This is a genomic window from Streptomyces odontotermitis (assembly GCF_050510915.1).
Taxonomy (GTDB): Bacteria; Actinomycetota; Actinomycetes; order Streptomycetales; family Streptomycetaceae; genus Streptomyces.
The window spans coordinates 416,469-437,834 of sequence record NZ_JBNJLS010000002.1; the positions used below are offsets into that span (position 1 = coordinate 416,469).

The window sequence follows — 21,366 nt, forward strand, 5'->3', positions numbered from 1 at the left end:
GCATCACAGTCCTCCTCGCCCTTGCCCGGCCGGATCACCGAAGGTCAGCCGCGACACCCACTTCGTGTTGAGCACACCCGGCAGTGCGGGCACGATGATCCGGGCCGGGTAGCCGTGGTCCGGGGTCAGCGGCGCGCCGTTGACGTCGAGCGCCAACAGGGCACGCGGGTCGCGTACTTGGTTGGCGCGCAGGGCCGCCCGCCGGAACGAGCCGCGCCGCTGCAGCGACTCCACCAGCACGCCCGGCGCCGAGCCCGCCTCGTAGCCGACGAGCGCGGCCAGGTCACGCAGCCGCACGCCCCGCCACGCCTGGTCGGAGGTCGACCACCCCTCCACGCAGGCGATGGGCAACCCGGCCTCGTGCTGCGGCAGTTCGAGCAGCTGCGCCCGGCTGAGCCGGACGGTCCGTCCGCGCGGCCCTTCGACGACGAGCCGCCACGCCTCGTCGCTCGTCTCCGCCGCGCTGATCCCCCGGGACGCGGCCGTCTTGTTGATCTGGAAGCCGCCGGGCCCGCTCCCCGGATCGGCACCGCCGTGCGGCGCGAGCAGCGCCGTCCGCCGCAGCGGCCCGTCGAAGCTCCGTCCCACCGTGGTCGCGAACAGCAGCAGCGAGCCGCCCCCGACGAACCACAGCGCCCCGCGCCGCGACACGGTGGCGCCCGCGGGCCGCGGCGACACCAGCGAACCCTCCGCCTCCGCGGCCTCTTGGGGGGACCCCGCCCGCATCTCCCGCAGATTCCGCACCGCGGCAGGCACCCGCAGCACCGCATGCGCGACGAACGCGGCGAAGAACACCCACGCCCCGTAGAAGTGCAGCGGATAGAAGGAGCCCGGGAAGACGTAGTCCAGCTGGACGTTGAGCACGCCCGTCGTGAACTCGAACAGCGCCCCGCCGACCAGCAGAAGCAGCGAGAGCCGCTCCAGCGCGTGCGCGAGCGAGCGCGCGGGCGGCAGCGCGAACAGCTTGGGCACCACGGACCAGAGCTTGGCCAGCAGTACGGGGATCAGGGTCACGCCGAGCGTGACGTGCACGCCCTGGGTGAGGCGGTAGAGCCAGGACGGGCGGGTCGGCCAGGGGAAGAGATAGAAGCCGAGCAGCCCCTTGTCCGGTGTCTTGTCGTTGACCGGCGACAGATCGGGGTTGTACGCCGCGTACGACAACAGGCCCGTCAGGAACAGCACCGTGATCCCGAGGAGCAGCACGACGCCGAGGACCGACGTGAACCACGGACCGCGCAGCGGACTGCGCCAGAAACCCGGGGACGAGGGGGAGAGCGAAGACGCGGACGAGGACGAAGACGAAGACGAGAAGAGCCGACTCGACAACCGTGACATGCGCCGACCGTAGGCCGGGCGGACCCCCGAAAGGGCTCCGGAACACATGACGAAACACTGACATCCGCACGTGTGGCCCCCGTCAGCCCCCTCTCGCGTCCTAGCGTTCCCCCGTGCCCCACGATCTTCCCCGCCCCGTCCCCGAAGCCTCCGACACCCACACCCCTGACACCCCAGGCGCCCGCTCCCGCGACCTGGCCCGCGACCTGTGGGCCGCGGCGGTCGCCGTCGCCCTCGTCACGACGGCCGCCCTCGTCGGCACCGCGATCGAACGCCGCGACGGCACCCTGCACGTCGGCTGGCCGCCCCTGTACGCCAATTGGGGCCCGCACGTCGGTCCTGGCACCCCCGCGGCGGTCCTCGTCGCGGCCGCCGTCGTGGCGTACGGACCGCGCCTGGCGGCCCGGCTCCCGTGGCGCCCGCTGCTCGCGGTCGCCTGGGGCACGGCCATGGCGTGGACCTGGTCCCTGGCGCTCATCGACGGCTGGCGTCGCGGCATCGCGGACCGGCTCACCACCAGGTACGAGTACCTGCAGGTCATCGACCGCTTCCAGGACATCCCCGGGACCCTGCGGGGCTTCACCGGCCACATCCTCCTGAACTCCCCCGACCACTGGCCCCCGCACGTGGCGGGCCACCCTCCGGCGGCGACGCTCACGTTCGTGCTCCTGGACCGCGTGGGGCTCGGCGGCGGGGCGTGGGCCGGGGTCTTCTGCATCACCGTCGGGGCGTCGGCGGGCGCCGCGGTCCTGGTCGCGGTCCGCGCCCTCGCCGGCGAGGCGCTCGCACGCAGGGCGGCGCCGTTCCTCGTCCTGGCGCCCGCAGCCGTGTGGATGGGCACGTCGGCGGACGGCTACTTCACGGCGGTCGCGGCGTGGGCGGTCGCGTTCCTCGCGCTGGCCGTGACGGGCCGCCGCCCCCGCCTCACCGGATGCGCCGCGGGCCTCCTCTCCGGCCTCACCTGCTACCTCTCGTACGGGCTCACGCTCTTCGCGGTGATCGCCGCCGCCACGCTCCTCCTGGGCGCCGGCGCCCACCGCCTGCGCGCCCTCCCGTACGTCCTGGCCGGACTGGCCGTCGTGCCGCTGGCGTTCACGCTCGCGGGCTTCAACTGGTGGGAGGCGTACCGCCTGTTGGTCGACCGCTACCACCAGGGTGCGGGCGGCATCCGCCCCTACGGCTACTGGGTGTGGGCCAACCTCGCCTGTACGGCCCTGCTCGTGGGCCCGGCGACGGCGGCCGCGCTCCGCCGCACCGCGACCAACCTGCGCATCCCGCTGTCCTCCCCCGAGCGCCGTCTGGCCGTCCTGGTCGCCGCGGCGGCCGTGGCGCTGCTCCTGGCCGACCTGTCCGGGATGAGCAAGGCGGAGACGGAGCGGATCTGGCTCCCGTTCGCGGCGTGGCTCCTGGCGGCGGGCGCGTTCCTGACGCACCCACGCGCCTGGCTGGCCGCGCAGGCGGCACTGGCCCTGCTCCTCAACTCCCTGCTGTTGACGGGTTGGTGAGAAAAGTGATCAAGATGTCCCACAGACCCGCACACCCGCCGGCGAAGGGACAGAGAAGATGACCACGGCGAACAGCGCGCTCCTCGTCATGGACGTGCAGCGCGACATCGTGAGCATCGCGGACGGCAGCCCCGGCGCGGACCCCGGTCTTCTGCCGCGCCTGCGCCGGGCGATCGACGCGGCCCGCGCCCACCGCATACCCGTGATCTACGTGGTCATCGAGCTGCGCCAGGACAGCCGCGTCAGCCCGCGCCACCAGGGGCTCACCTCGGCGCTGCGGGCCGGGCTCTTCAAGGCGGGCGAGCCCGGCACCGCGGTCCACGACGCGATCGCGCCGCAGGAGGGCGACACCGTGGTGGCCAAGAGGCGCGGCAGCGCGTTCTCGGGCAGCGACCTGGACCTGGTCCTCAGAACGCACGGCGTCGACAGCCTCGTCCTCGCGGGCATCGCCACCAGCGGCGTGGTGCTGCACACCGTGTGCCAGGCCAACGACCTGGATCTCGGCCTCACGGTCCTGGAGGACGGCTGTCTCGACCTCGACCCCGGGACGCACCGCTTCCTCACGGAGCAGCTGTTCCCGCAGTGGGCGGACGTCGTCTCGGTCGACGACTGGATCAAGGCCCTCTGACCGGCTCGCTAGCCGACGACCTGGTCCCCGTCCGGCACGTCCTGCACCGAGACGCGGCCCTCGGGCACGCCGAGCCCCTTCGCCACCGCACCCGCGATCCCGGCGGCGTCATGGCCCTTGGGGACGGGGACCTCCTCGCCCTCCCCATAACTCTCGATCGCCTTGGTGAAGTAGCTCGGGTGCCAGGCGCCGACCGCTCCCCTGACCTCCACCGCGGCGACCGGACGCGCACCGACCACGTTCTTCTCACGGCTCAGGATCTGGTCCGAGCGCAGCTCACCCGGCACCTGGAACAGACTCGCGTGCGCACCGACCAGGCCGCCCCCGCTCAGCCGGACCGTGACGGTCAGACAGCTGGTCACGCTGGGATACCGGATGGTCCCGTGCGGACCGGCCTCCTTCACCTGCCCCTCCGTCACGGTCACTTCCGCCGCGTACGCCGGGGCGGACACGGCCAGGCAGACCACGGCCGCAAGTCCCGCCGAGACCGACACGGACACCGACGGCTTACGTATGCGCACAAGAAGCTCCTGCCATGAGGGTGCGGGAATGTGAAAGGGCAACTGTACGTACGGCGAGCACGAGTCAAGGAAGGCGAATGCCCGATTTGATACCCCCCTGGGTATAGCTGATACCCTCGGGGGTATAGAGTCGATCCAAGTGAGCCAGGAGGCACCCGTGAAGGTCGTGGTCATCGGAGGTGTGGCGGGCGGCATGTCCGCGGCCACGCGGCTGCGCAGGCTGGACGAGCAGGCGGAGATCGTCGTGCTGGAGCGCGGCGCCCACGTCAGCTACGCCAACTGCGGACTGCCGTACTACCTGGGCGGGGTCATCGAGGAGCGGGACGCCCTGCTCGTGCAGACCCCCGAGGCCCTGCGCGCCCGCTTCCGGCTCGACGTGCGCGTCCGCCACGAGGCCGCCGCCGTGGACCCGGCCGCGCGGACGGTACGGGTGCGGGACCTGACGACCGGCGAGGAGTACACGGAGACGTACGACCGTCTCGTCCTGAGCCCGGGAGCCCGGCCCTTCGTACCCCGACTTCCGGGCGTGGAGCGGGCGTTCACCCTGCGGGACGTCTCGGACACCGACCGGATCGCGGCCGAGCTGGACGGGGGCGCGCGCACGGCCGTCGTCGTCGGCGCCGGTTTCATCGGCGTGGAGGCCGCGGAGAACCTCCGCCACCGCGGCCTGGACGTGACCCTCGTGGAACTCGCCGACCAGGTCCTTCCCCCGCTCGACCGGGAGCTGGCGGCCCCGCTCGCCGCCGAGCTCCGCGCGGGCGGCGTCCGGCTCGCCCTCGGCACCCAGCTCAAGGAGGTCCGCGACGGCGAGGTCCTGCTGGACGACGGCCGGGCCGTGCCCGCCGACCTCGTCCTCATGGCGATCGGGGTGCGCCCGGACGTGGACCTCGCCCGCGCCGCCGGACTCACGATCGGCCCGCGCGGCGGCATCGCCGTGGACGAGACGGGCCGCACCAGCGACCCCGCCGTCTACGCGGTGGGCGACGCGGCGGAGAAGCGCGACGGGCTGAGCGGCGAGAGCACCCTCGTCCCGCTGGCGAACCTCGCCAACCGGCACGGCCGCCTGGTCGCCGACGCGATCGCCGGCCGCCCGGTGACGGCCCGGCCCGCCACCGGCACGGCGGTGGTCCGGGTCTTCGGGCTCACGGCCGCGGCGACCGGCTGGAACGAGAAGCGGCTGCGCGCCGCGGGCCGCCCCTACCAGGCGGTCCACCTCCACCCCGGCTCGCACGCGGGCTACTACCCCGGCGCCTCCCCGATCGCCCTGAAGGTCCTCTACGACCCCACCGACCTCCGCATCCTGGGCGCGCAGGCGGTCGGCGCCGACGGCGCGGACAAGCGCATCGACGTCCTCGCGACCGCCATCGCGGGCGGCCTCACCGCCCCCGACCTGGCCGATCTGGAGCTCGCCTACGCACCCCCTTACGGCTCGGCGAAGGACCCCGTCAACATGGCCGGGATGATCGCCGAGAACATCGCCACCGGCACGGACCGCACCGTCCAGTGGCACGAGCTGGCGGCGGTACGGGACGCGGGCGCGACCGTCGTCGACGTCCGCACGCCCACCGAGCACGCCCGGGGCGCGATCCCGGGCGCCGTGAACATCCCCCTCGACGAACTGCGCGAGCGCGCCACCGAGCTGCCGGACGGCGACCTGGTCGTCCACTGCCAGGTCGGTCTGCGCGGCCACACGGCGCTGCGCCTGCTGGCCGGGATGGGCCGCGACGCGGCGAACCTGGACGGCGGGTACGCGACGTGGGCGGCCACGCAGGCGGCGTAACCGGAAGCACACCACCACCACATGTCTGGAGCCCCAGAAACACGATGAGCACCACAAACACCAGGACCACCAAAACCACCAAGAACCCGGCGAACACCACGACCCTCGCCCCGGCGGAGCTGAAGGCCCGCCCGGCCGACGGCACCCTCGTCGTCGATGTGCGCACCCCCGCCGAGTACGCCGCCGGGCACGTCCCCGGCGCGGTCAACGTGCCCGCCGACCACCTCGACGACCTCCTCCCCGACCTGCGGGCGGCGGCCGAGCACCGAGGCATCGTCGTGGTCTGCGCGGCCGGCCAGCGCTCGGCTGCGGCCTGCGCGAAGCTGGCGGAGGCGGGCGTGGCGGCCGTCGGACTGGCGGGCGGCACGCAGGCGTGGACCGCCGAGGGACTCGCCGTCGACACGGCACCCCGCCCCGGCCGCGCCGCCTGGGCGATGGACCGCCAGGTCCGCTTCACCGCGGGCTCCCTGGTCCTGCTGGGCCTCGCCCTCGGCAGCCGCACCCCGAAGGGCCGCCTGCTGGCCGCCGGGGTCGCGTCCGGCCTGGTCTACTCGGGCGTGAGCAACACCTGCGGCATGGCGGCGCTCCTCGGCAAGCTCCCCTTCAACCGCCCCGAGCCCGGCGCCCTGGACACCGCCCGCGCCGCCCTGCGCTCATGACCGGCAACGAGGAGGCCATGGACGCGGTCCTCAAGCGACTGCGCCGCGCGCAGGGCCAGCTGGCCGGGGTGATCGCGATGATCGAGGCGGGCCGCGACTGCAAGGACGTGGTCACGCAACTCGCGGCGGTGTCACGGGCGTTGGACCGCGCGGGCTTCAAGATCATCGCCTCGGGCATGCGGGACTGCATGAACGCGACGGACGGCGAACAGCCCCCGCTGACCGAGGAGGAACTGGAGAAGCTGTTCCTGTCACTGGCGTGAGCCCGGACGCCGCGCGGCGCTCAGAAACCCCGGAAGACACCGTCCTCATCGGCGGACTCGGCGAACTCGAAGAAGTCCATGTTCGCGAGGGACAGATTGTTCTCGATGCCCCACAGTTCGGTGGCGACGACGCGGACGGTGCGCCCGCGCTCCTCCCACAAGTCGACGACGAGCAGGGGCAGTTCACCGGAGGCGAGGGCGACGGTGTCGGCCACGACGAGGATGGGGTGCGCGTACCCGTGCCGCACCCCGCCCCTCTCACCGTCCCCGTCACCGTCTCCCTCAGGGTCGTCCCCGGGTTCCTCGGGCACGAGTGCGAGGAGCTCCGCCACGGTCAGGTCCCGATAGCCCGGATCGTCGAGGAACTCCACTCCGGGCAGGAAGCCGTCGGCGCTGGGAGTCGCTGTCACGGAGCGGACCGCGTTCCAGGCCGCTGGACGCGAGAAGTCGGTGCGAAGGACCAGGGTTTCGGCGGTGCGGGGCAGCATGTTCACCCGGGGACCTTACGGCAACTCCCGCCCCCGACAGGCCAAAAAGCCCGCTTCGTCAACCAGTTCCCGCACCCGCGCCCCGCTCCCCTCAGGGCCGTTCCTCCTTCGCCTTCCCCACCGGGTCGTCCACCTTCAGCTCGTCCCCCGTATCGGAGACGAAGACGACCAGCAGCCTCGCCCGCTTCGTGCGGCTGACGTTCTGCGTGGTCACGTGGTGCGCCCCCGGCTGCTCGGTCCAGGTCTGTCCCCGGCGGTACGTGTGCGCAGGCTCGCCCTCGAGTCTGCTGCGCACGGTGCCGTCGAGGACGTAGGCGTAGACGAACGCCTTCCCGTGCCGGTGCGCCGGGGCGCCGCCGCCGGGCGGGAACTCCACGATCCGCGAGGTGAACGTCTTGCCCTTCACGTTCGGGAGGGCCTGCTGGACCAGCGGCGCCGGGGGCTTCGACGTGGCGGACTCCGCCGCGGAGCCCGCGGGCCTGGCGGCACCGGATCCACTCCCTTCCTCACCCCCGCACCCGGCGACCGCGCCCACCACACCGGCCACCAAGAACACGGCAGCGGTCCACGTACCGATCGCGCCGATTCCACGTCTGGTCACGGTTCGGACACCAGTACCCGCTTCAGCGGGCTGCGCTCTCATCATGATCTCGACCGTAGGCGCAGGGCGGCCCCTGCCCATGGGCCACTTTCACGGTGAATCACTGGGCAATTCACCGGAGTTGAGAGAAGCGAAGAGAAGAGAAGCGAGGGGGAGTCAGGGGATGGGGAGCAAGGAGACGGGGAGAAGCATGCGGCGCATGAGCGCCACGCTCCTGTGCGTGGTGGCGGCTGCCGTCGCACTCACCGCGTGCTCGGGCTCGGGCTCGGGCGAGGAAGGAGCCCCCGAGGACGAGGGCGGCTCCACCGTGGTCACCGGTGGGGCACCCCGGGCCGTGCCGTCCCCGGACACCGATCAGCAGGAGATGCTGCTGCACGACCTCGAGGCAGTGGACCCGAGAATCGTCGCCGACGAGGGGCAGGCCGTCGAGGGCGCCCGACAGGTCTGCCTGAAGATCAGAGGCATCGAGGCCGACGCGGGGGACGTCGCGGGCCGGAGCTACGCGACCCGCAGGTTCGGGGTGACGTACGAGCAGGCCGATCTGATCGTGCAGTCGGTCAAGAGCACGTTCTGCGACGCCTAGGACCTGTCCGGCGGGTCAGGCCCTGGGAGGCCGCGCGGCCGGCTCCGCGCGGTCGGCGGCTCCTGGCCGGTCGGCCGGGACGCACCCGGACGACCGGCCCAGCCGGAAAGGGTCACCGATCAGGCGGCGACGACCCCGCTGTCGTCGATGACGATCTTCTTGGCCGTGGAGCCCGACCGGCTGCCCAGCTTCTCGATCGCCTTGACGACGTCCTCGCCCTCGACGACCTCGCCGAACACGACGTGCTTGCCGTCGAGCCACGGCGTCACGACGGTCGTGACGAAGAACTGCGAGCCGTTGGTGGCCGGGCCCGCGTTGGCCATGCTCAGCAGGAACGGACGGTCGTGCTTGAGCTGGAAGTTCTCGTCGGCGAAGGTCTCGCCGTAGATGCTCTTGCCGCCGGTGCCGTTGCCGTTGGTGAAGTCACCGCCCTGCAGCATGAACTCGGGGATGACGCGGTGGAAGGGCGAGCCCTTGTAGCCGAAGCCGTTCTGGCCGGTGGCCAGCTCGCGGAAGTTGCGGGCCGTCTTCGGCACGACGTCGTCGTACAGGCGGAAGACGATGCGGCCGAGGCTCTCGCCGTTGGCGGACACGTTGAAGTAGACGTTTTCACTCATGCCCCCGATTCTCCATGATGCTCGCGCCCAGGTCACAGAGGCCCCGGCTCCGGCGCCGGGGCGCGTCGCGAGGGGCCCGTGGGACGGGGCGCCCCGCCGCCGCCTCCGCTCCGCCGACCGCCGTATCCGCCCCTGCACCACCCGGCCCGTACGACACGGACGCCAGGCCCCACCATCAGGTCAACTCTCGTCTGTTCACGGACAATTGAGGGCCCCTGCACGCACCCCCTCCTACCCGTCGGCCGCCCCCGCCGCGACAGTCGGTGCGGCCCACATCGGGCCCATCGGACCCAGGGAGGGGGCACCCGTGCCCGACATGACCCGACGCAGACTCCTCGGCAGCACCGCCGGCGCGATCGGCGGTGCCGCCACGCTCTCCCTGCTGCCGCCCAGCGTCCAGAAGGCGGTGGCGGCCGGCCGGCCACGGCACGGCTCGCTGCACGACATCGAGCACGTCGTCCTGCTCATGCAGGAGAACCGCTCCTTCGACCACTACTTCGGCACCCTGCGCGGCGTACGGGGCTTCTCCGACCCCGACGCCCTGGAGCTCCCCGACGGCCGCCCGGTGTTCTACCAGCCGGACACGGAGCACCCCGACGGCTACCTGCTGCCGTTCCGCCTCAACACCCACCGCACCAGCGCCCAGGCCATCCCCTCCACCAGCCACGCCTGGCGCGTCCAGCACGAGGCGCTGAACGGCGGCAAGATGGACCGCTGGCTGCCCGCGCACCGAGCGGCGGACGGCGTCAACGGCCCGTACGTGATGGGCTACCACACCCGCGCGGACATCCCCTTCCAGTACGCCCTCGCGGACGCCTTCACCCTCTGCGACAACTACTTCTGCTCGGTCCTCGGCCCGACCTGGCCGAACCGCCTGTACTGGATGACGGGGACCATCGACCCGAGCGGCACGCTCGGCGGCCCGGTGATCAACAACACAGCACCGAAGCCCTACCGCTGGACGACGTACGCGGAGCGCCTGCAGCAGGCGGGCATCAGCTGGCAGGTGTACCAGGAGGAGGACAACTACGAGTGCAATCTGCTGGAGGAGTTCCAGCAGTTCCGGGACGCGCAGCCCGGCAGCCCGCTCTACGAGCGCGGCATGCGCCGCCGCCCCGCGGGCACCTTCGAGGACGACGCCCGCAGCGACCGGCTCCCGGCGGTCTCCTGGATCATCCCGACCAGCTACCAGTCCGAGCACCCGGCCTACCTCCCGGCCGCGGGCGCCGACTACGTGGCGAAGAAGATCGAGGCCATCGCCGACAACCCGAAGGTGTGGCGCAAGACGGCCTTCATCCTCAACTACGACGAGAACGACGGCCTGTTCGACCACGTGCCCCCACCGTCCCCGCCGTCCGGCACCCCGGACGAGTTCGTGCGCGGCCTCCCCATAGGCGGCGGCTACCGCGTCCCGTGCCTGATCGTCTCGCCATGGACGGTGGGCGGCTGGGCGTCCGGGGAGCCCTTCGACCACACCTCGGTACTCCAGTTCCTGGAGCGCTGGACCGGCATAGAGGAACCGAACATCAGCGACTGGCGCCGGGACACCTTCGGCGACCTCACCTCGGCCTTCGGCTTCGGCTCCCCCGCGCACCGCCCGCCCTGGCTCCCCGACGACACGGAGGAAGAGCTGGAGGAGGCGGAGTGGGAGGTCGCGCACCTCCCGAAGCCCACGTTCCCGGGCCCCGGCCAGCACCGCCCCCGCCAGGAGCCGGGCGGCCGCAGACGCCGCTGAGCCCCGAACACGAAGAAGGCCCCTCAAGAGGGGCCTTCTTGCTGGTGTCCGAGGGGGGACTTGAACCCCCACGCCCGATAAAGGGCACTAGCACCTCAAGCTAGCGCGTCTGCCATTCCGCCACCCGGACTAGGTGTGTGTCTCCGCCGGGTCTTCCCTGCGGTGTTCCCCGCGGCGACATGGACAACAATACCAAGCTTTCGGAGTGCCTTTCACCTGCGTATCCCGGCGCCCGGCGACGGCTCCGGGGCGGGCGCGGGAGACCGGCCTACAGTCTCACCATGAGTGACGGGTTGCTTACCGGATCGCTGGGTGACGTCAAGGTGCGCAGGCCGCGGATGCTGTCGCCGCTGCGGGAGCATCTGCGGGACACCATGTGGTTCGCGCCGACCGCAGGGCTCGTGGGCGCCCTGCTGCTGTGGTGGGTCGCCGAGGGCGTCGACGCCGAGATCGTGCGGGTGCTGCAGGACAGCGAGGACTACGAGAGCGTGAAGACGCTCATCGGGGTCTCCGAGGACACCAAGACGGTCATCAGCACCATCGGCTCGGCGATGATGACCTTCATCGGTGTGGTCTTCAGCATCTCCCTGGTGGCCGTGCAGATGGCCAGCGGACAGTTCAGCCCGCGGGTGGTGCGGATCTTCGTCCGGTCGCGGATCACGAAGAGCACGCTGACCGTCTTCCTCGCCACCTTCCTGTTCTCCCTGATGACGCTCACGTCGTTCGACAGCGAGAAGGACCCGAAGCTCGTCTCGAACGTGCCGCTGGTCGAGGGGATCCTCGCGGTGGCCCTGGTGCTGCTGAGTCTGCTGCTGTTTGTGGCGTACGTGAACGGGACGCTGCGGATGATGCGGGTGGGGTTCGTGATCGACCGGATCGCCCGGGAGGCGGCCCGGGTCGCCGTGAAGCAGCCCTTGGAGCGCGCGGACGACGGCGCGGAGCTCGGGCCGGAGACGGGGCGGATCACGCACCAGGGGCGGGCCGGGGTGCTGCGGGACGTGAACATCGCGCGCCTGGTGCAGGCCGCGCGGCGGCGCGGGGTGGTGCTGCGGCTGCTGCCGCGGATCGGGGACTTCGTGGTGCCGGGGACGCCGGTGTTCACGGTGCACGGCGGGGCCGCCCCGTCCGTCCGGGCGCTGCGTTACTCGGTGTCCGTGGGGGTGGAGCGGACCTTCCATCAGGATCTGGGGTTCGGGCTGCGGCAGCTTTCGGACATCGCCCTGCGGGCGCTTTCTCCCGCGGTGAACGACCCGACCACCGCCGTGCAGGCCCTTGACCGCATCGTGCAGTTCCTCGCCTCCCTCGCGCCGTATCCGCTGGGGGCGCTGCCGCACCGGGACCGGCAGGGGGTGGTGCGGCTCGTGCAGCCGGTGCCGGGGTGGACCGAGCTCGTGGATCTGGGGTTCGCGGAGATCCGGGGGTGCGCGGTCGGCAGTCCGCAGGTCACCCGGCGGATGCTGGCCGGGCTCGACGATCTGCTGTTGCTGGCGCCGCAGGAGCGCAGGGCACCGCTCGTACGGCATCGGGAGCTGTTGGCGCAGGCCGTCGAACGCACGGTCCCGGAGGCCGCGGACCGTGCGTTCGCGCTGCTGCCCGACCGGCAGGGCATCGGCTAGCCGACGGACGCGCCGGTCGGGCCGTGAAGGTCAGGCCATCAGGTGGTAGCTCGGGAAGTTGCCCGGTGGCCGCTCCCCCGCCGCGCCCTGGGTGACGGCGCGCACCAGGAGCTCGCCGCCGACGAAGGCGCCGCGCCAGGACGCGCCGAAGCCGCCGAAGAGCTCCTCGCGGTCGCCGCGCGAGCGGGGCTTGCCGCGGCCGGTCTTGAAGGCGCGGATCTGGGGTGCGAGGCGGTCGAAGGTGGCCGGGTCGTCGGTGGAGAGGGTGCTGACGAGGGCGCCGTTGGACGCGTTCATGGCGGCGAGGAGCTCCGCCTCGGTGTCGACCAGGACGATGGTGTCGACCGGGCCGAAGGGCTCCGCGTGGTGGAGGGGCGAGGACGGCGGCGGGTTGAGGAGGGTGACCGGCTGGACGTACGCGGCGGTGTCCTGGCCGGGCAGGAAGCGGTCGGCCGACGCGGTGGCGCGGTACAGGGGCACGGCGCCGCGGTCGACGGCCTCGCTGACCTGGTCGGTGAGCTCCTTGGCCTTGGCCGCGTTGATGAGGGGCCCGAAGTCGAGCTCGGGGTACGGATCTTCGGGGTGCCCGACCGCGAGGGGGTGGCCGACGCGGACGGTGCGGACGGCGGGCAGGTACGCGGCGAGGAACTCGTCGAAGAGGGCGCGCTGGACGACGAAGCGCGGGTAGGCGGTGCAGCGCTGCTTGCCGTAGTCGAAGAGCTTGGGGACGACGGCGGTGAGCTCGTCCCAGTCGCTGTAGTTCCAGATGCCCCAGGTGTTGAGGCCCTCCTGTTCGAGGATGTGGCGCTTGCCGAGGTCGGCGACGGCCGTGGCGACGGCGGCGCCGGTGTCGCGGCCGCCGACGAAGGAGACGCAGCCGATCTCGGGGGCGCGGACGAGGGCTTCGGAGAGTTCGCCGCCGCTGCCGCTGACGAGGGTGACGGGGATCCCCTCGCGGGCGGCGAGCGCGCAGGCCAGGGTGAGGCAGGCGACGCCGCCGTCGGTGGGGGTCTTGGCGATGACCGCGTTGCCCGCGAGGGCCTGCACCAGCAGGGCGTGGACGAGCACGCTCATCGGGTAGTTCCAGCTGGCGATGTTGGACACCGGGCCGTCGAGGGGCGAGCGGTCCTCGACCATGGCGTCGATGCCGTCGACGTACCAGCGCACGCCGTCGATGGCCCGGTCGACGTCGGCCTGGGCAAGCCGCCAGGGCTTGCCGATCTCCCAGACGAGGAGGAGGGCGAGGAGTTCGCGGTGCCGGGTGAGGGCGTCGAGGGTGGCGGCGACGCGGGCCCGGCGTTCGGGCACCGGGATGTGGCGCCAGGCCCGGTGCTGGTCGAGGGAGGCGCGGACGGCCGCGTGGGCGGCGGTGGCGTCGAGCCGGGGCGGGCCCGCGATGGGGCGGCCGTCGACGGGGCTGGTGGCGGGCAGGGGGCGGCCGTCGGCGTGCCAGGTGCCGGCCCAGAGGTTGAGGACGCGGTTGTCCTGGAACGCCTCAGGCGCGACGGCGAGGCAGCGCTGCCAGGCGTCGGTCCAGGCGGTGCCGGACTTGAGGGTGAGGGTGGGTGACGTGGGTGCCATTCGGGTGTCTCCGCTCACGGTGCACAGTCGGGGCGGGGTGCATGGCTCTGGTCGCTCGGGCACGGGAGTCCGTCCGCGGGAGGGCGGGGACTCCCGTACGCGTCGGTAGGGGACGCTAGTTGAGGGGAGGGACATCACCTATGAGTGACGTCACGTGGAGCGGCGGGCAGGGGTCGCTCAGTCTTCCCCGAGGCGCTTGAGTACCAGTTGAGCGGCTTCCGAAGGGGTGTTGCCGACGCGGACGCCGACGGCCTCCAGGGCCTCCTTCTTGGCGCGCGCGGTGCCGGAGGAGCCGGAGACGATGGCGCCGGCGTGGCCCATGGTCTTGCCCTCGGGGGCGGTGAAGCCCGCGATGTAGGCGACGACGGGCTTGGTGACGGACTCCTTGATGTAGGCCGCGGCCCGTTCTTCGGCGTCACCGCCGATCTCCCCTATCAGGATGATGAGCTCGGTCTCCGGGTCTTCCTCGAAGGCGGCGAGGCAGTCGATGTGGGTCGTCCCGATGACGGGGTCGCCGCCGATGCCGACGCAGGTCGAGAAGCCGATGTCGCGCAGCTCGTACATGAGTTGGTAGGTGAGGGTGCCGGACTTGGAGACCAGGCCGATGCGGCCCGGCTTGGTGATGTCGGCGGGGATGATGCCCGCGTTGGACTGGCCGGGGGTGATGAGCCCGGGGCAGTTGGGGCCGATGACGCGGGTGCCACGCCTGCTCGCGTACGCGCGGAAGGCGACGGCGTCGTGCACGGGCACGCCTTCGGTGATGACGACGGCGAGGCCGATCCCGGCGTCGGCGGCCTCGACGACCGCGGACGAGGTGAACGCCGGGGGCACGAACACCACGGTGACATCGGCCCCGGTCGCGGCCGTGGCCTCGCGCACCGAGCCGAAGACGGGCACGGCGCGGTCGTCGAAGTCGACGGTGCGGCCCGCCTTGCGAGGGTTGACGCCGCCGACGACGTCGGTGCCCGCGGCGAGCATGCGGCGGGTGTGCTTCATGCCCTCGGCCCCGGTCATGCCCTGGACGAGGACCTTGCTCTCCTTGGTGAGGTAGATGGCCATGTCCCGTCTCCTTATGCGGCGTTGGCGAGGTCGGCGGCGCGGCGGGCGGCGCCGTCCATGGTGGGGGCCTGTTCCACCAGGGGGTGGGCACGGTCGTCGAGGATGGCGCGCCCGCGCGCGGAGTTGTTGCCGTCGAGCCGGACCACGAGGGGCTTGGTGAGGCGCACCTCGTCGAGGGCCTGGACGATGCCGTCGGCGACCGCGTCGCAGGCGGTGATCCCGCCGAAGACGTTGACGAAGACCGACTTCACACAGGGGTCGGAGAGGATGACGGAGAGGCCGTCGGCCATGACGCGGGCGGAGGCGCCGCCGCCGATGTCGAGGAAGTTGGCGGGCCGGGCGCCGCAGCCGGCGACGACGTCGAGGGTGGACATGACGAGCCCGGCGCCGTTGCCGATGATGCCCACGTCGCCGTCGAGCTTCACGTAGTTGAGGCCCTTGGCGGCCGCCCTGGCCTCCAGTTCCTCTTCGTGCGGCTCGGCCTGCTCGCCCCAACGTGCCTGCCTGAAGCGGGCGTTGTCGTCGAGGGTGACCTTGCCGTCGAGGGCGAGGATCTGGCCCTGTGCGGTCTGGACGAGCGGGTTGACCTCGACGAGGAGGGCGTCCTCGCGCTTGAGGACGTCCCAGAGGCGGACCAGGACGTCGGCCGTCTGCGGGGGCAGTCCGGCGGCGTCGGCGATCTCGGCGGCCCTGGCGGAGGTGACGCCCTCGGCGGGGTCGACGGGGATGCGCGCGACCGCTTCGGGGCGGGCCGCGGCGACCTCCTCGATCTCCATGCCGCCCTCGGCGGAGGCGATGGCGAGGAAGCGGCCCGCGGCGCGGTCGAGCACGTAGGAGACGTAGAACTCGCGCTGGATGTCGACGGGTTGGGCCAGCATCACCGTGCGCACGGTGTGGCCCTTGATGTCCATGCCGAGGATCTGGCGCGCTGTGATCTCTGCGGCGGCCGGGTCGGCGGCGAGCTTGACTCCGCCGGCCTTGCCGCGGCCGCCGGTCTTGACCTGGGCCTTGACGACGACGCGGCCGCCGAGGCGGCGGGCGATCTCGCGGGCCTCCTTGTGCGCGTCGGTGACCTCGGCCCTCGGCACCAAGATGCCGTGTTCTTCGAAGAGTTGCCGTGCCTGGTGTTCGAACAGGTCCATTTCGGCTCCTGACTGAAAGTGCCGCACGCCCCCTGGACACCACCCACCGGATGCGGGATAACAAGCTTCATACAGTATTCGTCGACTGTATGCAATGTACTGCGAGAGCGCTCCAACCCCCTACGAAGGGACAGGACTTCGCCATGCCCGACGACAACAGTCAGGACCTGATTTCCGGTGGGCATCTGGTCGCCAAGGCACTCAAAGCGGAGGGCGTGGAGGTCATCTACACGCTCTGCGGCGGCCACATCATCGACATCTACGACGGCTGCGCCGACGAGGGCATCGACGTCGTCGACGTACGCCACGAACAGGTCGCCGCGCACGCGGCGGACGGATACGCACGCATCACCGGAAAGCCCGGCTGCGCCGTCGTCACCGCCGGTCCTGGCACCACCGACGCCGTCACCGGCGTCGCCAACGCCTTCCGCGCCGAGTCCCCCATGCTGCTGATCGGCGGCCAAGGCGCCCACACGCAGCACAAGATGGGCTCACTGCAGGACCTGCCGCACGTCGACATGATGGCGCCCATCACCAAGTTCGCCGCGACCGTGCCGGACACCGCGCGCGCCGCCGACATGGTGTCGATGGCCTTCCGCGAGTGCTATCACGGCGCCCCCGGGCCCTCCTTCCTGGAGATCCCGCGCGACGTCCTGGACGCCAAGGTGCCCGCCGACAAGGCGCGCGTGCCGAAGGCCGGCCAGTACCGCGCCTCCACCCGCTCCGGGGGCGACCCCGAGGCCGTGGAGAAGCTCGCCGACCTCCTCGTGCACGCCGAGAAACCGGCCATTCTTCTGGGCAGCCAGGTGTGGACCACCCGCGCCACCGAGGCCGCCGTGGAACTCGTACGGACCGTCAACGTGCCCGCCTACATGAACGGCGCCGGACGCGGCACCCTGCCGCCCGGCGACCCGCACCACTTCCAGCTCTCGCGCCGCTACGCGTTCTCCAACGCCGACCTCATCGTCATCGTCGGCACGCCCTTCGACTTCCGGATGGGCTACGGAAAGCGCCTCTCCCCCGACGCCACCGTCGTCCAGATCGACCTCGACTACCGCACCGTCGGAAAGAACCGCGACATCGACCTCGGGATCGTGGGTGACGCCGGGCAGATCCTCACCTCCGTCACCGAGGCGGTGTCGGGGCGCATCAACGGAGGTGCCTCCCGCCGCAAGGAGTGGCTCGACGAGCTGCGCGCCGCCGAACAGATCGCCATCGAGAAGCGGTTGCCGAGCCTGCGCTCGGACGCCTCGCCCATCCACCCGTACCGCCTCGTCAGCGAGATCAACGACTTCCTTACGGAGGACTCGATCTACATCGGCGACGGCGGCGACATCGTCACCTTCTCCGGGCAGGTCGTCCAGCCCAAGTCGCCCGGCCACTGGATGGACCCCGGCCCGCTCGGCACCCTCGGCGTCGGCATCCCCTTCGTGCTCGCCGCCAAGCAGGCACGGCCCGACAAGGAAGTGGTCGCCCTCTTCGGAGACGGCGCCTTCAGCCTCACCGGGTGGGACTTCGAGACCCTCGTCCGCTACGACCTCCCCTTCGTCGGGATCGTCGGCAACAACTCCTCGATGAACCAGATCCGTTACGGCCAGAAGGCCAAGTACGGCGAGGAGCGCGAGCGCGTCGGCAACACCCTCGGCGACGTCCACTACGACAAGTTCGCCCAGATGCTCGGCGGCTACGGCGAAGAGGTCCGCGACCCCGCCGACATCGGCCCCGCGCTCCGGCGCGCCCGCGAGTCCGGCAAGCCCTCGCTCATCAACGTGTGGGTCGACCCGGACGCGTACGCCCCCGGAACCATGAACCAGACCATGTACAAGTGAGGAGCCCTGCCGCCATGACCAAGGCTCTTGAGGGCATTCGCGTCCTCGACATGACGCACGTCCAGTCCGGCCCCTCCGCGACCCAGCTGCTCGCCTGGCTCGGCGCGGACGTGGTGAAGCTGGAGGCACCCTCCGGCGACATCACCCGCAAGCAGCTGCGCGACCTGCCCGACGTCGACTCGCTCTACTTCACGATGCTCAACTGCAACAAGCGGAGCATCACCCTCAACACCAAGACCGAGCGCGGCAAGGAGCTCCTCACCGAGCTGATCCGCCGCTCCGATGTGATGGTCGAGAACTTCGGGCCCGGCGCCGTCGACCGGATGGGCTTCACCTGGGACCGCGTCCAGGAGATCAACCCGCGCATCGTCTACGCCTCGATCAAGGGCTTCGGCGAGGGCCCGTACACCAACTTCAAGGCGTACGAAGTGGTCGCCCAGGCCATGGGCGGCTCCATGGCGACCACCGGCTTCGAGGACGGTCCGCCGCTCGCCACCGGCGCGCAGATCGGCGACTCCGGGACCGGCATCCACGCCGTGGCCGGGATCCTCGCCGCGCTCTTCCAGCGCGAGAACACCGGCCGCGGGCAGCGCGTGAACGTCGCGATGCAGCACGCCGTGCTCAACCTCTGCCGGGTCAAGCTCCGCGACCAGCAGCGCCTCGCCCACGGGCCGCTCGCCGAGTACCCGAACGAGGACTTCGGGGTCGAGGTGCCCCGGTCGGGGAACGCCTCCGGCGGCGGACAGCCCGGGTGGGCCGTCAAGTGCGCTCCTGGCGGCCCCAACGACTACGTGTACGTCATCGTGCAGCCCGTCGGCTGGCGGCCCCTCACGGAGCTCATCGGCCGCCCCGAGCTCGCCGAGGACCCCGAGTGGGCCACCCCGGAGGCCCGCCTGCCGAAGCTGGGCAAGATGTTCCAGCTCATCGAGGAGTGGTCCGCGACGCTCCCCAAGTGGGAGGTCCTGGAGCGGCTCAACGCCCACAACATCCCCTGCGGGCCGATCCTCTCCACCAAGGAGATCATCGAGGACGCCTCGCTCGTCGCGAACGAGATGGTCGTCGAGGTGCCCCACCCGCAGCGCGGCACCTTCACCACCGTGGGCTCCCCCCTCAAGCTCTCCGACTCCCCCGTGGACGTCGTCAGTTCGCCCCTTCTCGGCCAGCACAACGAAGAGGTGTTCATCGGCGAGCTCGGCCTCGGCGACGAGGAGCTGCGCCTGCTCAAGTCGAACGGAGTGATCTGAGTTGATGGCCGAAGACCGCGCGAAGCGGGTCCGCGAGCTGCTGGACTCCGTGCGCGCCCAGGGGCGTACGTCGCTGACGGCGCCCGAGGGCAAGGTGATCGCCGACGCGTACGGGATCGCCGTCCCCGGTGAGGAGCTCGCGACGGACGTCGACGAGGCGGTCGCGTACGCGGCGCGCTTCGAAGGGCCCGTCGTCATGAAGATCGTCTCCCCGGACATCCTGCACAAGACCGACGCGGGCGGCGTCGTCGTGGGAGTGGAGGGCGCCGCGAAGGTGCGCGAGGCGTTCCACGAGATCGTCGACAACGCGCGCGCGTACGCGCCCGAAGCGCGCATAGAAGGCGTACAGGTGCAGGAGCTCCTGCCGTCGGGCCAGGAGGTCATCGTCGGGGCGGTGACGGACCCGACGTTCGGGAAGGTCGTCGCCTTCGGGCTCGGCGGCGTGCTGGTCGAGGTCCTCAAGGACGTCACCTTCCGGCTCGCGCCCGTCGACGCCCACGAGGCGTCCGCCATGCTCGACTCGATCCGGGCGGCCGAGGTGCTGCGCGGGGTGCGGGGCGGGGCGGCCGTGGACCGGTGGGCGCTCGCCGAGCAGATACGCCGGGTCTCCGAACTCGTCACCGACTTCCCGGAGATCGCGGAGGTCGACCTCAACCCCGTGATCGCCACGGAGCGTTCGGCGGTCGCGGCGGACATCCGCGTCATCCTCTCCGAAGGGGCGCCGAAGCAGCGGCGCACCTACACGCGCGCGGAGATGCTGTCGTCGATGCGCCGCCTGATGCAGCCCCGCTCGGTCGCGGTGATCGGCGCCTCCAACGAGCAGGGCAAGATCGGCAATTCGGTCATGCGCAACCTCATCGACGGGGGCTTCTCCGGCGAGATCCATCCGGTGAACCCCAAGGCCGATGACATTCTGGGCCGCAAGGCGTACAAGAGTGTCACCGACGTTCCTGGTGAGGTGGATGTGGCGGTCTTCGCTATCCCCGCGAAGTTCGTCGCCAGTGCCCTGGAGGAGGTCGGCCGCAAGGGCGTCCCGAACGCCGTGCTGATCCCCTCGGGGTTCGCCGAGACCGGTGAACAGGCCCTCCAGGACGAGATCGTGGCGATCGGCGAACGCCATGGGGTGAGGCTGCTCGGGCCGAACATCTACGGCTACTACTCGACGTGGCAGGACCTGTGCGCCACGTTCTGCACCCCGTACGACGTGAAGGGCGGCGTCGCCCTCACCAGCCAGTCCGGCGGCATCGGGATGGCCATCCTCGGCTTCGCGCGCACCACGAAGACGGGTGTCTCGGCCATCGTGGGGCTCGGCAACAAGTCGGACCTGGACGAGGACGACCTGCTGACCTGGTTCGGTGAGGACCCCCACACCCAGTGCATCGCCATGCACTTGGAGGACCTCAAGGACGGCCGCGCCTTCGTGGAGGCAGCCCGCGCCACGGTGCCGAAGAAGCCGGTCGTCGTCCTCAAGGCGGGGCGCACGGCGGCGGGCGCGAAGGCCGCGGGCTCGCACACGGGGGCCCTCGCGGGCGACGACGCCGTGTACGACGACGTGCTGCGCCAGGCCGGGGTGATCCGCGCTCCCGGGCTGGCCGAGATGCTGGAGTACGCGCGCGCGTTGCCGGTCCTGCCCACTCCGAAGGGCGACAACATCGTCATCATCACCGGCGCGGGCGGCAGCGGCGTGCTCCTGTCGGACGCGGTGACGGACAACGGCCTCCAACTGATGGACATTCCGGCCGACTTGGATGCCTCCTTCCGGACGTTCATCCCGCCCTTCGGGGCCGCGGGCAACCCCGTCGACATCACCGGCGGCGAGCCCCCGTCCACGTACGAGGCGACGATCCGGCTCGGCCTGGAGGACCCGCGCATCCACGCGCTCGTCCTCGGCTACTGGCACACCATCGTCACGCCGCCCATGGTCTTCGCCGAGCTGACCGCGCGCGTGGTCGCGGAGTTCCGCGAGCGCGGCATCGAGAAGCCCGTGGTCGCCTCGCTGGCCGGGGACGTCGAGGTCGAGGAGGCGTGCCAGTACCTGTACGAGCGGGGAGTGGTCGCCTACCCGTACACGACGGAGAAGCCGGTGGCGGTGCTCGGCGCCAAGTACCGGTGGGCGCGCGCGGCCGGGCTCCTGGGGGGCGATGGATGAGGTGACCTTCGACGGGTCCGGCCGGCGGTGC

The 21,366-nt window shown here is 71.5% G+C and carries 19 protein-coding genes and 1 tRNA gene; 11 read left to right on the top strand and 9 right to left on the bottom strand.

The window, feature by feature from the left end; genetic code table 11:
* Positions 1–3: 3 nt before the first annotated feature.
* On the bottom strand, positions 4–1,335 hold the full coding sequence (locus ACQB60_RS08050) for a molybdopterin-dependent oxidoreductase (protein WP_496925130.1): 1,332 nt from the start codon (positions 1,333–1,335) through the stop codon (positions 4–6).
* Between the two features lie 113 nt (positions 1,336–1,448).
* Between ACQB60_RS08050 and ACQB60_RS08055 the strand changes: the two genes are divergently transcribed.
* Positions 1,449–2,840 carry a hypothetical protein gene (locus ACQB60_RS08055; protein ID WP_496925131.1) on the top strand — a complete coding sequence of 464 codons (1,392 nt, stop codon included), beginning with the start codon at positions 1,449–1,451 and terminating at the stop codon, positions 2,838–2,840.
* Between the two features lie 58 nt (positions 2,841–2,898).
* The gene (locus tag ACQB60_RS08060) at positions 2,899–3,468 is read left to right on the top strand and encodes a cysteine hydrolase family protein (protein ID WP_496925132.1); all 570 of its coding nucleotides are present in this window, start codon (positions 2,899–2,901) and stop codon (positions 3,466–3,468) included.
* Positions 3,469–3,476: 8 nt separating this feature from the next.
* On the opposite strand, the gene ACQB60_RS08065 is transcribed toward ACQB60_RS08060, so the two are convergent.
* On the bottom strand, positions 3,477–3,989 hold the full coding sequence (locus ACQB60_RS08065; RefSeq protein WP_496925133.1) for a hypothetical protein: 513 nt from the start codon (positions 3,987–3,989) through the stop codon (positions 3,477–3,479).
* 157 nt (positions 3,990–4,146) lie between these two features.
* Here ACQB60_RS08065 and ACQB60_RS08070 point away from each other — a divergent pair, with 157 nt between their 5' ends.
* The 3 genes from ACQB60_RS08070 to ACQB60_RS08080 are packed head-to-tail and all read left to right on the top strand — an operon-like array spanning position 4,147 to position 6,691.
* Positions 4,147–5,769, top strand: coding sequence for an FAD-dependent oxidoreductase (locus tag ACQB60_RS08070; RefSeq protein WP_496925640.1), 1,623 nt, complete (start codon positions 4,147–4,149; stop codon positions 5,767–5,769).
* 44 nt (positions 5,770–5,813) lie between these two features.
* Positions 5,814–6,428, top strand: coding sequence for a rhodanese-like domain-containing protein (locus tag ACQB60_RS08075; protein ID WP_496925134.1), 615 nt, complete (start codon positions 5,814–5,816; stop codon positions 6,426–6,428).
* Complete coding sequence (locus ACQB60_RS08080) at positions 6,425–6,691, top strand: metal-sensitive transcriptional regulator (RefSeq protein WP_496925135.1); 267 nt, start codon at positions 6,425–6,427, stop codon at positions 6,689–6,691. Before ACQB60_RS08075 ends, ACQB60_RS08080 begins: the two co-directional genes overlap by 4 nt.
* Positions 6,692–6,711: 20 nt before the next feature.
* Here ACQB60_RS08080 and ACQB60_RS08085 read toward each other — a convergent pair whose 3' ends face one another.
* Both ACQB60_RS08085 and ACQB60_RS08090 read right to left on the bottom strand, forming a co-directional pair.
* Positions 6,712–7,179 (bottom strand): DUF6924 domain-containing protein, encoded by a 468-nt coding sequence (locus tag ACQB60_RS08085; RefSeq protein ID WP_496925641.1) that lies wholly within the window; start codon positions 7,177–7,179, stop codon positions 6,712–6,714.
* A 91-nt stretch (positions 7,180–7,270) separates the two neighbouring features.
* The gene (locus ACQB60_RS08090; protein WP_496925136.1) at positions 7,271–7,780 is read right to left on the bottom strand and encodes a cupin domain-containing protein; all 510 of its coding nucleotides are present in this window, start codon (positions 7,778–7,780) and stop codon (positions 7,271–7,273) included.
* A 199-nt stretch (positions 7,781–7,979) separates the two neighbouring features.
* Here ACQB60_RS08090 and ACQB60_RS08095 point away from each other — a divergent pair, with 199 nt between their 5' ends.
* On the top strand, positions 7,980–8,363 hold the full coding sequence (locus tag ACQB60_RS08095; RefSeq protein ID WP_496925137.1) for a hypothetical protein: 384 nt from the start codon (positions 7,980–7,982) through the stop codon (positions 8,361–8,363).
* A 119-nt stretch (positions 8,364–8,482) separates the two neighbouring features.
* Here the strand turns inward: ACQB60_RS08095 and ACQB60_RS08100 are convergent, their stop codons facing one another.
* The gene (locus tag ACQB60_RS08100) at positions 8,483–8,980 is read right to left on the bottom strand and encodes a peptidylprolyl isomerase (RefSeq protein ID WP_496925138.1); all 498 of its coding nucleotides are present in this window, start codon (positions 8,978–8,980) and stop codon (positions 8,483–8,485) included.
* A gap of 307 nt (positions 8,981–9,287) precedes the next feature.
* On the opposite strand from ACQB60_RS08100, the gene ACQB60_RS08105 reads away from it, so the two are divergent.
* On the top strand, positions 9,288–10,715 hold the full coding sequence (locus tag ACQB60_RS08105; RefSeq protein ID WP_496925139.1) for an alkaline phosphatase family protein: 1,428 nt from the start codon (positions 9,288–9,290) through the stop codon (positions 10,713–10,715).
* A 42-nt stretch (positions 10,716–10,757) separates the two neighbouring features.
* Here the strand turns inward: ACQB60_RS08105 and ACQB60_RS08110 are convergent.
* A tRNA-Leu gene (locus tag ACQB60_RS08110) sits at positions 10,758–10,845 on the bottom strand.
* Between the two features lie 151 nt (positions 10,846–10,996).
* Here ACQB60_RS08110 and ACQB60_RS08115 point away from each other — a divergent pair.
* Positions 10,997–12,331: a DUF2254 domain-containing protein gene (locus ACQB60_RS08115; RefSeq protein WP_496925140.1), complete on the top strand. Its 1,335-nt coding sequence runs from the start codon at positions 10,997–10,999 to the stop codon at positions 12,329–12,331.
* A gap of 30 nt (positions 12,332–12,361) precedes the next feature.
* On the opposite strand, the gene ACQB60_RS08120 is transcribed toward ACQB60_RS08115, so the two are convergent.
* The 3 genes from ACQB60_RS08120 to sucC form a co-directional block, all read right to left on the bottom strand.
* Positions 12,362–13,912 carry an aldehyde dehydrogenase family protein gene (locus ACQB60_RS08120; protein ID WP_496925141.1) on the bottom strand — a complete coding sequence of 517 codons (1,551 nt, stop codon included), beginning with the start codon at positions 13,910–13,912 and terminating at the stop codon, positions 12,362–12,364.
* 177 nt (positions 13,913–14,089) lie between these two features.
* Positions 14,090–14,971: a succinate--CoA ligase subunit alpha gene (gene sucD, locus ACQB60_RS08125; RefSeq protein ID WP_496925142.1), complete on the bottom strand. Its 882-nt coding sequence runs from the start codon at positions 14,969–14,971 to the stop codon at positions 14,090–14,092.
* Positions 14,972–14,982: 11 nt separating this feature from the next.
* Entirely contained in the window at positions 14,983–16,113 is a 1,131-nt protein-coding gene (sucC, locus tag ACQB60_RS08130) for an ADP-forming succinate--CoA ligase subunit beta (RefSeq protein ID WP_496925143.1), read from the bottom strand.
* A 143-nt stretch (positions 16,114–16,256) separates the two neighbouring features.
* Between sucC and ACQB60_RS08135 the strand changes: the two genes are divergently transcribed.
* Genes ACQB60_RS08135 through ACQB60_RS08145 form a run of 3 tightly spaced genes read left to right on the top strand, consistent with a single transcriptional unit; the run spans position 16,257 to position 21,335 of the window.
* On the top strand, positions 16,257–17,942 hold the full coding sequence (locus tag ACQB60_RS08135; RefSeq protein ID WP_496925144.1) for a thiamine pyrophosphate-binding protein: 1,686 nt from the start codon (positions 16,257–16,259) through the stop codon (positions 17,940–17,942).
* 14 nt (positions 17,943–17,956) lie between these two features.
* Positions 17,957–19,186, top strand: coding sequence for a formyl-CoA transferase (frc, locus tag ACQB60_RS08140; RefSeq protein WP_496925145.1), 1,230 nt, complete (start codon positions 17,957–17,959; stop codon positions 19,184–19,186).
* A gap of 4 nt (positions 19,187–19,190) precedes the next feature.
* Positions 19,191–21,335, top strand: coding sequence for an acetate--CoA ligase family protein (locus tag ACQB60_RS08145; protein WP_496925146.1), 2,145 nt, complete (start codon positions 19,191–19,193; stop codon positions 21,333–21,335).
* The last annotated feature ends 31 nt before the right edge of the window (positions 21,336–21,366 follow it).